The organism is Rossellomorea aquimaris (assembly GCF_001877785.1).
Lineage (GTDB): Bacteria > Bacillota > Bacilli > Bacillales > Bacillaceae_B > Rossellomorea > Rossellomorea aquimaris_A.
This window is the reverse complement of record NZ_MINN01000074.1, coordinates 509,602-523,218: the sequence shown is the minus strand read 5'-3', so window position 1 is coordinate 523,218 and position 13,617 is coordinate 509,602. Positions and strand designations below refer to the sequence as shown.

Genomic DNA, 13,617 nt, shown 5'->3' with positions numbered 1-13,617 from the left:
CCTGCACAGTTGCTTTACATTATGTCTAATGAAAGCCCTTACCACATCTCTCATAATGAATGTATATACTTCATAACGCTTACTTACTTCCAGAAGAAAATCAGCCCAAACCTATTGGGCTAAAAGGAGGAGTTAAAATGTCGGTTATAAAAAATGAAGCAGCTGTATTAAAAAATTACATTGGTGGGAGCTGGGTGGATTCACTCAGTTCACAAACAATGCAAGTATTAAATCCCGCTACAAATGAAGAGCTGGCCAGAGTCCCTATTTCTACCAAAGAAGATGTTGACCGGGCAGTCCAATCAGCCAAGGAAGCTTTGAAAACCTGGAAGAAAACCCCGGTTCCAAAGAGGGCGAGGATCCTTTATAAATATCACACTCTCTTATCTGACAATCATGAAGAGCTTGCAAAACTTGTAGTACAGGAGAATGGAAAAGCTTTTAAGGAAGCGTATGGAGAGGTTCAGAGAGGACTTGAGTGTGTGGAATTTGCATGCGGGGCACCGACACTGATGATGGGAGAGACCCTCAGCGGTATTGCAGAAGATATTGATTCCGAAATGTTCCGCTATCCTCTTGGGGTGGTCGGGGGCATAACACCTTTCAATTTTCCGATGATGGTACCGTTATGGATGTTCCCGCTCGCGGTTGCCTGTGGAAATACATTTGTCCTTAAACCGTCCGAAAGAACACCTCTCCTTGCCAACAGACTTGCAGAACTATTCACCGAAGCCGGCATACCTCAGGGAGTGCTGAATGTGGTGCACGGGGCGCACGATGTTGTTAATGGGCTGATTGAACATAAAGATATTGCAGCCATCTCTTTTGTCGGATCCCAGCCTGTTGCAAAGTACGTGTACGAAAAATCGGCTTCAAATGGGAAGCGTGTCCAGGCTCTTTCAGGCGCAAAGAATCATCATGTCGTAATGCCTGATGCAGATATGGATAAGGCGGCCGACCACATCATCAGTTCTGCATTCGGAAGTGCCGGCCAGCGATGCATGGCATGCAGTGCAGTCGTTGTAGTCGGAGATAATGAGCCGTTTGTAAATGCATTAAAAAAGAAAGCGGATGAACTATTTATCGGCAGCGGGATGGAAGATGAAGCGCTTCTGACACCGGTGATCAGAAGCGAACACAGAGACCGCACCCTCAAATATATTGAAAATGGCCTTCAGGAAGGTGCTTCCCTGATCCGGGATGGAAGAAAGGAAATGGGGGAATTTAACGAAGGGAACTTTTTGGGAGCGACGATATTTGATCATGTCACTCCAGAAATGACCATTGCCAGAGAAGAGATGTTTGCACCTGTTTTGAGCCTGCTGCGTGCAAAAGACATAGATGAGGGACTGGAATATATACGTAAATCCCGTTTTGGAAATGGGGCCACTCTATATACAAAGGATGCAAAAGCAGTCAGGCAGTTCAGAGAAGAGGCGGATGCAGGGATGTTGGGGATCAATGTCGGAGTACCTGCCACGATGGCTTTCTTCCCGTTTTCAGGATGGAAGGATTCTTTCTACGGAGACATGCATGTAAACGGGAAAGACGGAGTAAATTTCTATACTAGAAAGAAAATGATCACCTCAAGGTTCGATTTCTAAAAAAGAATAAGGAGGGATTGCACGTGGTGAAAACTGGTCAAGATACGTGGCTTAGACAGGATGAACAATTTGTCTGGCATTCGATGAAGCCGTATAATCCCGCGGGAACGATGGTAGTGACGGAATCCAAAGGGTCATGGGTGACCGATCATGATGGGAAGAAATATTTGGACGGAATGGCCGGTTTATGGTGCGTGAACGTCGGTTATGGGAGACAGGAGCTTGCTGAAGCTGCATATGAACAGCTTAAAAAAATGGCCTATTTCCCGTTGACACAGAGTCATCAGCCGGCGATTCAGCTGGCAGAAAAGCTGAACGAACTGCTCGGGGATGATTATGTCATCTTTTTCTCAAACAGCGGTTCTGAAGCAAATGAGACGGCGTTTAAAATCGCCCGTCAATATCATCAGCAAAAAGGTGAAGGTGAACGCTATAAGATTGTTTCCAGATATCGGGCCTACCATGGAAACTCTATGGGAGCGCTGGCTGCAACGGGGCAGGCGCAAAGAAAATACAAGTACGAACCACTTGCTCCCGGCTTCATCCATGTTGCCCCGCCGGACACCTACCGTGATGACGGGAATGGGAAATCCCCGCATGACCTGCCTGGAGTCAAGGCCATCGATCAGGCAATGACCTGGGAACTCAGCGAAACGGTGGCTGCTCTCATTATGGAGCCAATCATCACCGGCGGAGGGATTTTGGTGCCGCAAGAGGGATATATGAAAGCAGCCAAGGAAGTGTGCGAGAAACATGGCGCCCTGTTGATCGTCGATGAAGTGATATGTGGTTTCGGGCGAACAGGTAAGCCATTCGGTTTCATGAATTATGATGTGAAACCGGACATCATAACGATGGCAAAAGGAATTACATCCGCTTACCTGCCGTTATCCGCAACAGCAGTGAAACGTGAGATCTATGAGGCTTTTAAAGGCTCTGAAGAATATGATTACTTCCGGCATATCAACACGTTTGGCGGGAATCCGGCAGCTTGTGCACTGGCTGTCAAGAACATCGAAATCATGGAGAAGGAAGATCTCTTCGCTAGGTCGGCTGAACTCGGTGAAACAGCGATAAATACATTGAAAAACCAACTGCAGGATCATCCTTTGGTCGGAGACGTAAGAGGGAAAGGATTACTAATAGGAATTGAAATGGTAAAGGATAGGCAGACGAAAGAACCATTGGAAGTGGATAAGGTGAATAAGGTCATTTCCTATTGCAGGCAAAATGGCGTCATCATCGGAAAAAATGGAGCGACTGTCGCCGGATATAACAATGTTTTGACACTTTCCCCTCCGCTTACGATCGATGTCGAGGATCTTGAAGTCTTACTCTCGACTGTCATTGACGGAATAAAACAAATGTAATGAACAATGAGCAGCTTCAATTATAGAAGCTGTTCGTTTTTTCATTATTCACTTTTTTGAAAAAATAATGGTAAAATAAGTTTATCGCACAAATGATTGGAGAGGGAAGAATGACTGTTACATTTAAAGGAATTGATCACATTCAATTGGCCGCACCTGAAGGGTGTGAAAAAGAAGCAAGGAGGTTTTATGGGGAAATGATAGGATTAAAGGAAATCCCCAAGCCGGACAACCTCCAGCGGAGAGGAGGCTGCTGGTTTCAATTTGGTTCCCAGGAAGTTCATATTGGCGTACAGCAGCCTTTTGTACCGGCGACCAAAGCTCATCCGGGATTGCTCGTCGAAGGATTGGAAGAATTCCGCAGTTCTTTGATTGAAAAAGGAATTGAAATCAAAGAAGATACACCCATAAATGGCAGGTGCCGCTTCTTTGTATCGGATCCCTTCGGAAATCGGATTGAGTTTCTTGAATACCATTGATTGTTGAAATAGCAGGCATCCCGCTGCGGTGTGATGCCTCTATTAATGTTTTCGTATCTCTTGAGGTAGATCATTGGATGAAGGAGGGACATTTCTTTTTTTAACCAGTATGGTTTCGGAAGAATATATTGAGACAATCAACTGTCCGCCATATATTTTTGCGCGAATCAAAAGGGGCTGGTTATAAATGTTGCGGAAAATGAAATCCGGACCGTACCAGCTTACAGTTGCATCTCTTCCCTTAGGTACGTAAGGTACCCTTTTGCTGTGATGATACCGTTCCATAATTTCTACACCAGCGAGGTCCACTGCATTGAATAGAGTGGATGAGACCTGACAAATCCCCCCGCCGATATCTTCGGAAAGCTCCCCTCTCACGATGACTGGAGCTTTTTTGTATCCTTTCTCCCTGGTTCTCTTACCGACCACTTTATTAAATGAAAATACTTCACCCGGGAATACAACCGTATTATCGACTTCCTTGACAGCGAGGCTGATATTATGGGAACGTTCAACATTACGTTGATTGAAATAAGTGACGTATTGCCCTATTTTCTTGGAACGGATCGAAGAAAGCAATTCACTGTCCACACGTGGATAGATGACTTGCAATGGTACTTCAATGGAGGCTGTGCCTTTAGAAAATAAAGCTTCCAGCAGTTGTTTTCGGAATTTCCCCCGATGCAGAGTATATCCATTTTCATGATTGACAATAAGATTGTACTCATCAAGGTACGCATCTTGAGGAGGAACCGTAACTTTCTTTTGTATGTCTTCCAGGAGGTTTTCAGTTATGGCCGGGTTTAATAGTGGCTCATCAATTACGTTATAGATAAGATCTGTTTTGAAATAAGAAGAAAGATGGCTTTCTTGGAAGAAGATTTCTATTTGATCTGCAGGGTCTGCTTTCAGACCGGGTAATGCAAGAAGACTGATAAGAGTTAGTTTTGATAATAACTGCATCGTACATCATTCCCTTCTTAAAGTAGTATAGGTATGGAATGAACTTTCATGTAAAAAATGAAAGAGATTACAGTTACCAATAATTTCAGCTTATTCATTTGCCGATCAATCAGAAACTATTGAAAAAAGGTATGGTTCTTGATGCAAATTCAAAGGAAAATCTTCATCATTATTCTTTTGCTGTTGTTCCTGAGTGACAGAGCTGAAGCCGGGGCGGTTGGTGGATTTGGCCAAAAGTCAGATGCTCCGCGTCCTTCTTTTTCAGTCGAAATTCTTCCCTGGCAAACAGTAAAAGATTTGATCCCGAATAAATCTTATTTTACGATCATTGACGTCCGAACCGGTCTGAGTTTCGACGTACAGCGTCGTGCAGGAAGCAAACATGCGGATGTACAGCCGCTTACAAATGAAGATACTAAAGTGATGAAAAAAATATATGGAGGGACATGGAGCTGGGACAGAAGAGCGATCCTGGTTCAGTATAAAGACCGCTTAATACCAGGCTCCATGAATGGGATGCCTCATGGTGCAGGAGCACTTCAGAATGGATTCCCCGGGCACTTTTGTGTACATTTTTATGGCAGTACCACGCATAAGACCCCTACACCTGATTTGGCTCATAAATTAATGATTTTAAGGGCCGGCGGAGAGCTGGAAAGGTATGTATACTATATGGATCCTTATGAAAGCCTGAGCATCCTTGAGGTAGCAATCAATCAACATGACGACGATTTACTTGCATTGATCCTTTCAGGAGGAGAGAAAGGTATTGCAAAAAAAATGATCCATGACATTAAACACATAGACATATCAGATTTATCATTGCTTCCATCAGAAGACTTACACCCGGTTTTTTGCCTGACTGTACATGCAAAATTGAAATGGATTACGGAGGGAAAGGTACAAAATGTGAAAAAGGGTGAATTGATTATTCGCAGAAATAGTCCTGAAGATCAGTGGGGACTTGATGCCAAGGCATTGGGTGCACTGCTGCAATAATTCTCACTTATGACAATTACTGTTAAAATTGTATGTAAAAAATGATGCAGCTGAGTTTTTTCCCTTTCAAAGAGGGAAAAGATACATTAAATAAGTCGTGGAGGTTACAAACTCATGCTGGAGTTCATCATAAATGTCATTAAAGAACTGGGGATGTGGGGGCTGTTTGCAGGAAATGCCATTGAAGCTTCTTCTTTGCCTTTCCCCGGTGTGCTGGTCACTCTCACATATGGATATCTGCTTGACCCGCCCTGGGGGAAGCTGATCAGTCTTGCTGTTTTCAGCAGCGTGATTTATACGTTGTTCAGCTATATCCCCTATGGAATAGGGTTTAAAATTAAGCACACGATAAAGGAAAAGACAAACAGCAAAAACACAAAAAAAGTTGAAAAAGCCCAAAAGTGGTTCCGGAAATATGGGGTATGGAGCATCGCCCTTTCCCGTCCTCTGGGAATCGGGAATTATATTTCCTACGCCTCCGGGATAAGTAAAGTTAACAAGATAAAGTTTGGTGTACTTACGTTCATCGGGATATTTCCCGTCACCTTCATCATGCTCATTGTAGGGAAAAACGGGCATTTGGAATCGGTACAGGCATTGATGAGCAATATACAGAACTATATTTTTATCGGAGGGGCTGTCCTGCTCATCATTTATATTGCGTATAGATTTTTCTATACCGCCAGAAAGAAAAAGGATTCTACCAATAATAATGTTTCACCGAAAGTGGCTAAACAAGGTGATTCATAATTGAAAAACGCTGCTCCTTTCAGTAAGGGGTTCTGTTTTGAAGTGCAAAATATGAATGAACATGGCTTTTCGTATAGTAATACTCTCCAAAATCAAGAAGCAACCTGCCAAGAAAATCAGAATAGAAAAATGCTTGGAGATAGATGTTCCAAGCATTTTTTTATACCGAGATCAGCATTGGTTTGTGATCTCCAAATATATAATCATTTACATAAAATAAGACCAGAACCGAAAATAAAGGGAGAAATTCCTCTTATTGACTTATTGGCCCTTAATATGGAGTAAATAGAGGGAAACAATTCCCCTATTTACTCCAATGTATGAAAATGGACCATTTCACCTTCCTTTAACAGTAAAAACTTCCCTTATATCCCCGAGCCTAGCCCGATTCTACAGGATAACAGTAAAAACTTCCCTTATTAAATCAACCGGATGTCTACAAGATTTTTAAATCTGCCTTACAAAAATCAACACCCGCCTCCTGCCAGCCTTTTATGAGCGGCGTTTTTTTCAGCCTGTGCTTTTCTATTTTCTTCTATGTGCTTCTTTTTGAGACGATATGATATAATGAGAAGTCGGAATTAGTAGAATTAGCATGAAAGGTTTGATTCGAACCATGACTCAATATACGCCTATGATCAGGCAATATTTACAGGTAAAGGCAGATTATCAGGATGCCTTTTTATTTTTTCGTTTAGGTGATTTTTATGAAATGTTCTTTGATGATGCAATAAAGGCTTCACAGGAACTAGAAATAACGTTAACAAGCCGTGATGGAGGGGGAGAGGAAAGAATCCCTATGTGCGGGGTCCCTTATCACTCGGCATCCAATTACATAGAACAGCTGATCGACAAAGGCTACAAAGTGGCCATTTGTGAACAGACAGAAGATCCTAAGCAGGCAAAAGGGGTCGTTAAGAGGGAAGTTGTCCAGCTGATCACGCCTGGTACTGTAATGGACGGCAAGGGATTAAACGACAAAGAAAACAATTATATTGCTTCCGTGAATCCCTTTCAGGATGAAACGTTCGGACTCGCATACAGTGACCTTACCACTGGGGAATCGAAAGTGACCCTTGTCACGGAAGGTATTCAAAACTTACTGAATGAACTGGCGACAATCGGGGCAAAAGAAGTGGTGCTTCCCCCTGGTGTAGATGAAGAAACCCTAAGAAAAATCAATGAAAGAAATGACCTTACACTTTCATATGAAAACGAGACAAGTCTGGATCCTTCATTCTCTCATCTTGTGGAATCTCTAGACCAGGAAAAATTGAAGGTAAGCGCAGCGAGACTCTTCCAGTATCTTTTCCGCACCCAGAAAAGAAGTCTGGATCATTTGCAAGAAGCAGAGACGTATCATATCTACCAATATATGAAAATGGATTACTATTCAAAAAGGAATCTCGAATTGACAGAGACGATCCGTTCCAAAGGGAAAAAAGGGTCCCTTCTATGGCTGCTGGATGAAACCATGACGGCAATGGGGGCACGCCTCCTTAAACAATGGATCGATCGTCCGCTTATTCAAGTGAAAGAAATACAGAAACGTCAAACAGTGGTGGAAGTCCTGTTGGAGAGATTCTTTGAAAGGCAGGATTTAAGGGAACGACTTAAAGAAGTGTACGATTTGGAACGATTGGCAGGAAGGGTAGCCTTCGGGAATGTAAATGCACGTGATCTGATTCAACTGAAAAAATCGCTGCAGCAAGTCCCTGTTTTAAAACATCTGGTTCAGACAATGGGAAATGAAGCTACGGATGCACTCGTGTCGGATCTGGATCCGTGTGAGGACCTGACTGATTTACTGGAGCAGGCATTGGTGGAAAATCCGCCTCTTTCCATTAAAGAAGGCAGTCTTTTACGGGACGGCTACCATGAAGAACTGGATCAGTACCGTGATGCAAGCAAGAATGGAAAGAGCTGGATTGCGGAGCTCGAACGGAAAGAACGGGAAAGAACCGGAATCCGGTCCTTGAAGGTGGGATTCAATCGTGTATTTGGTTATTACATCGAAGTCACTAAAGCCAATCTTCACCATTTAAAAGAAGACAGGTACGAAAGAAAACAAACATTGACGAATGCTGAACGCTTCATCACGCCGGAATTAAAGGAGAAAGAATCCATCATTCTTCAGGCAAATGAAAAATCCGTTGAATTGGAGTATGAACTTTTCATCGGTATTCGGGAAACGGTAAAAGAGTACATCCCAAGGCTTCAAAAATTGGCGAGGCTGGTAAGTGAGCTGGACGTCCTGCAATGCTTTGCTACTGTAAGCGAGAAAAGGCATTATACGAAGCCAGCATTCAATGACGAACGCAGAATCACTCTTCATGATGGACGCCATCCAGTTGTTGAAAAGGTAATGGGTGCCCAGGAATATGTGCCAAACGACTGTTTCATGGATGCTGAACGGGAAATGCTGCTGATTACAGGCCCTAATATGTCCGGTAAGAGTACGTATATGCGGCAAATAGCACTTACGTCCATCCTTGCACAGATCGGTTGTTATGTACCTGCAAGCAAGGCAGACCTCCCCGTGTTCGATCAAGTATTTACACGAATAGGTGCGGCTGATGACTTGATCTCCGGGCAGAGTACATTCATGGTCGAGATGCTTGAAGCAAAGAATGCAATCGTCAATGCGACACAGCAGAGCTTGATCCTTTTCGATGAAATCGGCCGCGGCACATCCACATATGACGGAATGGCTCTCGCCCAGGCGATCATTGAATACATCCATGAAAATATCGGGGCAAAAACTCTGTTCTCCACCCATTATCATGAACTGACAGCTCTTGAAGAAGAATTAATAAAGGTCAAAAACGTACATGTCAGCGCAATGGAACAAAATGGAAAACTTGTCTTTCTTCACAAGATCAAAGAAGGAGCTGCAGATAAGAGTTACGGTATTCATGTGGCTGAACTGGCAGACCTTCCGCAGGAACTGATCCGGCGGGCGAACGAAATTTTAACGCATCTTGAAAGAGAGGAAAATGAGTCTTCAGTATCCCGGTCGAAGGCAGAAGCTGCAGGTACGAAAGAGAAGACAAATGATGAGCTCAATGAGGAACTCGCACAGCTTTCCTTTTTCCAGACAGAGGAAACTGCAGCCAAAGAATCACCACTCACTTCAAAAGAAAAGAAACTGCTGGATGAACTGAAAAAACTAGATATCCTTGAAATGACACCACTTGATGCGATGAACACTTTATATGGGATACAAAAAAAGTTAAAAAAATAAAGGCGGTGTAATCGTGGCAAAGATCTTTCAACTTGATGACTCGCTTTCCAACAAAATAGCAGCGGGCGAGGTTGTTGAAAGGCCCGCTTCAGTCGTAAAAGAGCTCTTGGAAAATAGTATCGATGCCAATGGGGATGTGATAGAACTTCACATAGAAGAAGCGGGCCTTAACTCGATCCGCATCATTGATAATGGGGACGGTATAGAAGAGGAAGATGTTAAGACGGCTTTCAGGAGGCATGCAACAAGTAAGATTAAAGATGAGAATGATCTTTTCCGGATCCGCACCCTGGGATTCAGGGGGGAGGCACTGCCAAGTATCGCCTCCGTGTCCCACTTTACGATGAGTACAAGTACGGGTGAAGGTCCGGGCACATTTATTGAACTTCATGGCGGTGTGATCAAAAAGCTCGAAAAGACTTCTTCAAGAAAAGGGACTGACATTACGGTCTCACAAATTTTCTATAACACACCAGCACGTTTAAAGTACTTGAAGACCATCCATACAGAGCTCGGAAATATCAGTGATGTGGTGAATCGAATCGCGCTTGCACATCCAGAAGTATCAATCAGGCTCCTGCATAATGGGAAATCACTCCTTCATACAAATGGAAGCGGTGATGTACGGCAAGTCCTCGCTGCTATATATGGTATCGGTATCGCAAAGAAAATGATTCCCATCGAAGTGAGTACGCTGGATTTCCGGGTCAGCGGATATGTTTCCCTACCTGAGGTCACCCGGGCATCAAGGAATTATATCTCGACGATGATCAACGGGAGATTCATAAAAAATTATGCGCTTGCCAAAGCGATAGGGGAGGGGTACCATACTCTCCTGCCGATTGGAAGGCATCCGATTGTATTATTGAATATCGAAATGGATCCCGTCATCATTGATGTTAATGTACACCCTTCTAAAATGGAAGTTCGTATAAGTAAAGAAAATGAATTGAATTCGCTTGTGACCGAGGGGATTAAGGCAGTCTTTAAACAGAAAGAGCTTATTCCTTCAGGAACATCGGCAGCAAGGACTCAAAAACCCAAGTCTGAGCAAACGTACATGAGTCTGGATCATAGCCCCGCTTCCGTAAATAAAAGAACAATTTCATGGACAATGCCCGAAGAAGCACTTCCCAAAGAGAATGCCGGGGAGAATGAGGCAAGAGAATTTCCGCAAATGGCAGCGGAAGAGAGAAGACCTTTTCAGGCTGAAATTCCATCAGAGGATATTTTTCATGAAGAAGAAAGGGCCGTTGAGCCAGCTGAAGATGCTGCAAGTGATCTCAAACCAAAAACTGAAGACCCGGAGAAAGAAACAGAATCACTCAGGGTGCCTCCGCTTTATCCGGTGGGACAGATGCACGGAACATACATCTTCGCTCAAAATGACCAAGGACTGTATATCATTGATCAACATGCTGCACAGGAACGTATCAAATATGAATTCTTCAAAGAAAAAGTGGGACAGGTGGCGAAAGAGCTGCAAGAACTGCTGGTGCCGCTTACACTGGAATATTCGATGGATGAATATATCAAAATCAATGAAAACCGGTCTGCACTTGAAGAAGTCGGGATCTTTCTGGAAGAGTTCGGACTTAACAGTTTCATTGTCCGTTCTCATCCTCAATGGTTTCCGCCAGGTGAAGAAGAGGAAACCATTGAGGATATGATTCAACAAGTTCTTAAAATGAATCGGGTGGATATCCGAAAGCTTCGCGAGGAAGCAGCAATCATAATGAGCTGCAAGGGTTCCATCAAGGCAAACCACCATTTAAGGAATGACGAAATCCTTGCACTGCTGGATGAACTGAGAAGGACCAACGACCCTTTCACATGTCCGCACGGCCGTCCGATCATTATTCATTACTCTACCTATGAGATGGAAAAAATGTTTAAACGAATAATGTAACCAACAAAAATGAAGTCTGGCACGGCCGGGCTTCTTTTTTTTATTTATAGAAGAATACTAGAATATTATTATGTAAACCAATAACCTGTTCCAAACGATTTTTTTAAAAAATAATTGAAATATTTCATCTTTAGTGTAAAATTACACTAAAAGGATTGAATTGGGGGAGATGGAAATGTTTGTTAAATCGGTAACGAAAAAGAGCATACTGATCATCCTTGTACTATTACTCGCTTACTCTTCATTATTTGTCTATCTCACAAAAGTGAAGGATGAAGACAATATCATGACGGACGTAGGACGGTTGATGCCGACTAAAATCAAACAAGTCGTGAAAGGCAAAGAAGAAAATAGTCTGATTGAAACCGTCATGGATGCGAATGAACAGGATTTAAAGCTGTCGATCGCCGGTAGGCGCCACAGCCAGGGAGGGCATACTTACTACCCTGATGGAGTTGTATTGGAAATGACTGATTACAATGAAATTCTTCACGTCGACCCTGAAAGAATGACCGTTCATGTTCAAAGCGGAGCAACATGGGATGATGTTCAGCGGGCTGTTAACCCTCATGGATTGGCGGTAAAAGTCATGCAGTCACAAAATATATTCACCATCGGAGGTTCTCTGTCCGTTAATGTCCACGGCAGGGATATACGCAACGGGTCGTTGATCGAAACTGTGAATTGGTTCAGGTTATTGAAGCCGGACGGTACAGTGGTAAAGGTGTCTAGAACAGAAAACAGCGAATATTTCCCCCTGGTGATCGGAGGATACGGGTTGTTCGGTGTTATTCTGGATGTGGAACTTCAATTGGCAGAAGATGAATTGTACAAGACAAGAACAAAAGAAATGTCTTTTAAAGAGTATGCAGGATACTTCAATAATCATGTTTTGGCTGATGAGGGGGTAAAGATGCATCTTGCCAGGATATCGACCGCCCCGGACACATTCTTGAAGGAAATGTATGTAACAGATTATATGCTCAGTAAAACCCGTGAAGATTATAGTGATCACAGTAAACTTAAAGAAGAAAGGTTCACATTTTTAACGAAATTCCTTCTCGGGTTATCACGTGATTTCGATTGGGGGAAAAATGCGTTCTGGGATATGCAGAAATCATTTTTCCTGCACAGGAGCGGTAATACCGTGACGAGGAACAATGTCATGCGCTCAGAATCTGAGTTCCTTGAATATGAGGCGAAAAACGATACCGATATTTTACAGGAATATTTTGTACCTGTAGATGAGTATGAAGCGTATATAGAGGAATTGAGGGCGTATCTTGAAAACCGGGATTTGAACTTGATCAACATTACAGTCAGGTACGTGGCGCGAAACAATGATGCACTGATGTCATTTGCGAAAGAAGATATGTTTGCACTGGTACTTCTCATCAATCAGGGGATGGATGAAGAAGATATATCAGCAACCCGTGAAACGGTGAGGGGAATGATCGACATTACACTTGATCACAGAGGCAGTTATTATTTGCCTTATTACGAGTATCCGACAAAAGAACAGTTGAAAGAGGCTTATCCCGCTAGTGAAATATTTTTTGAAGAGAAAAGAAGACTTGATCCAGACGAGAGATTCATCAATCAATTTTATGAGGAGTACGGATTATGAAATGGTTCATTTTTTCGCAAAGTTTTGCTATGACTGCTGCCAGTGTATCGTTTCCTTTTTATTTGCTCTTCATTCAAAATATCGGCCGTTCGTTTTCTTCATTCGGCTTTGCGTATGGGTTATTCACGCTGAGTGCAGCGCTCAGCCAGCGCCTGATCGGGGATTGGGCCGATCGATCAGGCGGAGTGAAGCTGCTGATCTTTTATGCTGCCGGAATGAGTTTTATCTTTCTTCTCATACCATCTGTCCATACTATAGAGACAGTCTATTTCATTCAAGTTGTCCTCGGCATCCTGGGTGCAATACAGAAGACGAGCGAAAAGCTCGTACTCAGCGAAATGCCATATGAGGGAAGAAGAGGGAAGATGATAGGAAACTATCATTTTTGGACATCGTTATGTTCCAGTCTTGCCGTCATGGGAACGGGACTGTTGTTGAATTATTTCACCCTAAAGTATATTTTCTATGGCTGCTCCATATTCTTTCTCGTCAGCGGCATCGTATTGATTATGATAAATAAAGATTTTATAGAGACGCGTACCCCCGGACTTCAAAAGACAACCAGTACTTAAGCATCTTCTCTCTCTTATTCTTCCATTTATTGAAAATAAGAAGGATTAATCAATAAGATCATCTAATACTAATAGAGAAGTATTTCTCGGAATTGTCAAT

Annotated in this window: 11 protein-coding genes; 10 read left to right on the top strand and 1 reads right to left on the bottom strand. The window is 43.0% G+C overall.

The window, feature by feature from the left end:
- Positions 1 to 137: 137 nt before the first annotated feature.
- The 3 genes from BHE18_RS06490 (at position 138) to BHE18_RS06480 (ending at position 3,453) form a co-directional block, all read left to right on the top strand.
- Positions 138 to 1,604 carry a CoA-acylating methylmalonate-semialdehyde dehydrogenase gene (locus tag BHE18_RS06490; protein ID WP_071617778.1) on the top strand — a complete coding sequence of 489 codons (1,467 nt, stop codon included), beginning with the start codon at positions 138 to 140 and terminating at the stop codon, positions 1,602 to 1,604.
- A 23-nt stretch (positions 1,605 to 1,627) separates the two neighbouring features.
- Positions 1,628 to 2,974, top strand: coding sequence for an aspartate aminotransferase family protein (locus tag BHE18_RS06485; protein ID WP_071617777.1), 1,347 nt, complete (start codon positions 1,628 to 1,630; stop codon positions 2,972 to 2,974).
- A gap of 110 nt (positions 2,975 to 3,084) precedes the next feature.
- Positions 3,085 to 3,453 (top strand): glyoxalase, encoded by a 369-nt coding sequence (locus BHE18_RS06480; protein WP_071617776.1) that lies wholly within the window; start codon positions 3,085 to 3,087, stop codon positions 3,451 to 3,453.
- A gap of 42 nt (positions 3,454 to 3,495) precedes the next feature.
- On the opposite strand, the gene BHE18_RS06475 is transcribed toward BHE18_RS06480, so the two are convergent.
- A complete protein-coding gene (locus BHE18_RS06475; RefSeq protein WP_071617775.1) occupies positions 3,496 to 4,416 on the bottom strand; it encodes a VanW family protein in 921 nt (306 codons plus the stop codon).
- A 138-nt stretch (positions 4,417 to 4,554) separates the two neighbouring features.
- On the opposite strand from BHE18_RS06475, the gene BHE18_RS06470 reads away from it, so the two are divergent.
- The 7 genes from BHE18_RS06470 to BHE18_RS06440 all read left to right on the top strand — a co-directional run bounded on the left by BHE18_RS06470 (position 4,555) and on the right by BHE18_RS06440 (position 13,517).
- Complete coding sequence (locus tag BHE18_RS06470; RefSeq protein WP_141771820.1) at positions 4,555 to 5,415, top strand: hypothetical protein; 861 nt, start codon at positions 4,555 to 4,557, stop codon at positions 5,413 to 5,415.
- 114 nt (positions 5,416 to 5,529) lie between these two features.
- The gene (locus BHE18_RS06465) at positions 5,530 to 6,165 is read left to right on the top strand and encodes a DedA family protein (RefSeq protein WP_071617773.1); all 636 of its coding nucleotides are present in this window, start codon (positions 5,530 to 5,532) and stop codon (positions 6,163 to 6,165) included.
- Positions 6,166 to 6,450: a hypothetical protein gene (locus BHE18_RS06460; protein ID WP_071617772.1), complete on the top strand. Its 285-nt coding sequence runs from the start codon at positions 6,166 to 6,168 to the stop codon at positions 6,448 to 6,450.
- A 331-nt stretch (positions 6,451 to 6,781) separates the two neighbouring features.
- Positions 6,782 to 9,409 (top strand): DNA mismatch repair protein MutS, encoded by a 2,628-nt coding sequence (mutS, locus tag BHE18_RS06455; protein ID WP_071617771.1) that lies wholly within the window; start codon positions 6,782 to 6,784, stop codon positions 9,407 to 9,409.
- 13 nt (positions 9,410 to 9,422) lie between these two features.
- A complete protein-coding gene (mutL, locus tag BHE18_RS06450; RefSeq protein WP_071617770.1) occupies positions 9,423 to 11,318 on the top strand; it encodes a DNA mismatch repair endonuclease MutL in 1,896 nt (631 codons plus the stop codon).
- Between the two features lie 175 nt (positions 11,319 to 11,493).
- On the top strand, positions 11,494 to 12,945 hold the full coding sequence (locus BHE18_RS06445) for an FAD-binding oxidoreductase (protein WP_071617769.1): 1,452 nt from the start codon (positions 11,494 to 11,496) through the stop codon (positions 12,943 to 12,945).
- Positions 12,942 to 13,517, top strand: a complete 576-nt coding sequence (locus BHE18_RS06440; RefSeq protein WP_071617768.1) for an MFS transporter — start codon at positions 12,942 to 12,944, stop codon at positions 13,515 to 13,517. Before BHE18_RS06445 ends, BHE18_RS06440 begins: the two co-directional genes overlap by 4 nt.
- The last annotated feature ends 100 nt before the right edge of the window (positions 13,518 to 13,617 follow it).

Excerpts from the sequence above, each read along its gene's own strand:
- BHE18_RS06490 (WP_071617778.1), top strand. The coding sequence starts at position 138 with ATGTCGGTTATAAAAAATGAAGCAGCTGTATTAAAAAATTACATTGGT.
- BHE18_RS06480 (WP_071617776.1), top strand. The coding sequence starts at position 3,085 with ATGACTGTTACATTTAAAGGAATTGATCACATTCAATTGGCCGCACCT.
- BHE18_RS06475 (WP_071617775.1), bottom strand. The coding sequence starts at position 4,416 with ATGCAGTTATTATCAAAACTAACTCTTATCAGTCTTCTTGCATTACCC.
- BHE18_RS06465 (WP_071617773.1), top strand. The coding sequence starts at position 5,530 with ATGCTGGAGTTCATCATAAATGTCATTAAAGAACTGGGGATGTGGGGG.
- mutS (WP_071617771.1), top strand. The coding sequence starts at position 6,782 with ATGACTCAATATACGCCTATGATCAGGCAATATTTACAGGTAAAGGCA.
- BHE18_RS06445 (WP_071617769.1), top strand. The coding sequence starts at position 11,494 with ATGTTTGTTAAATCGGTAACGAAAAAGAGCATACTGATCATCCTTGTA.
- BHE18_RS06440 (WP_071617768.1), top strand. The coding sequence starts at position 12,942 with ATGAAATGGTTCATTTTTTCGCAAAGTTTTGCTATGACTGCTGCCAGT.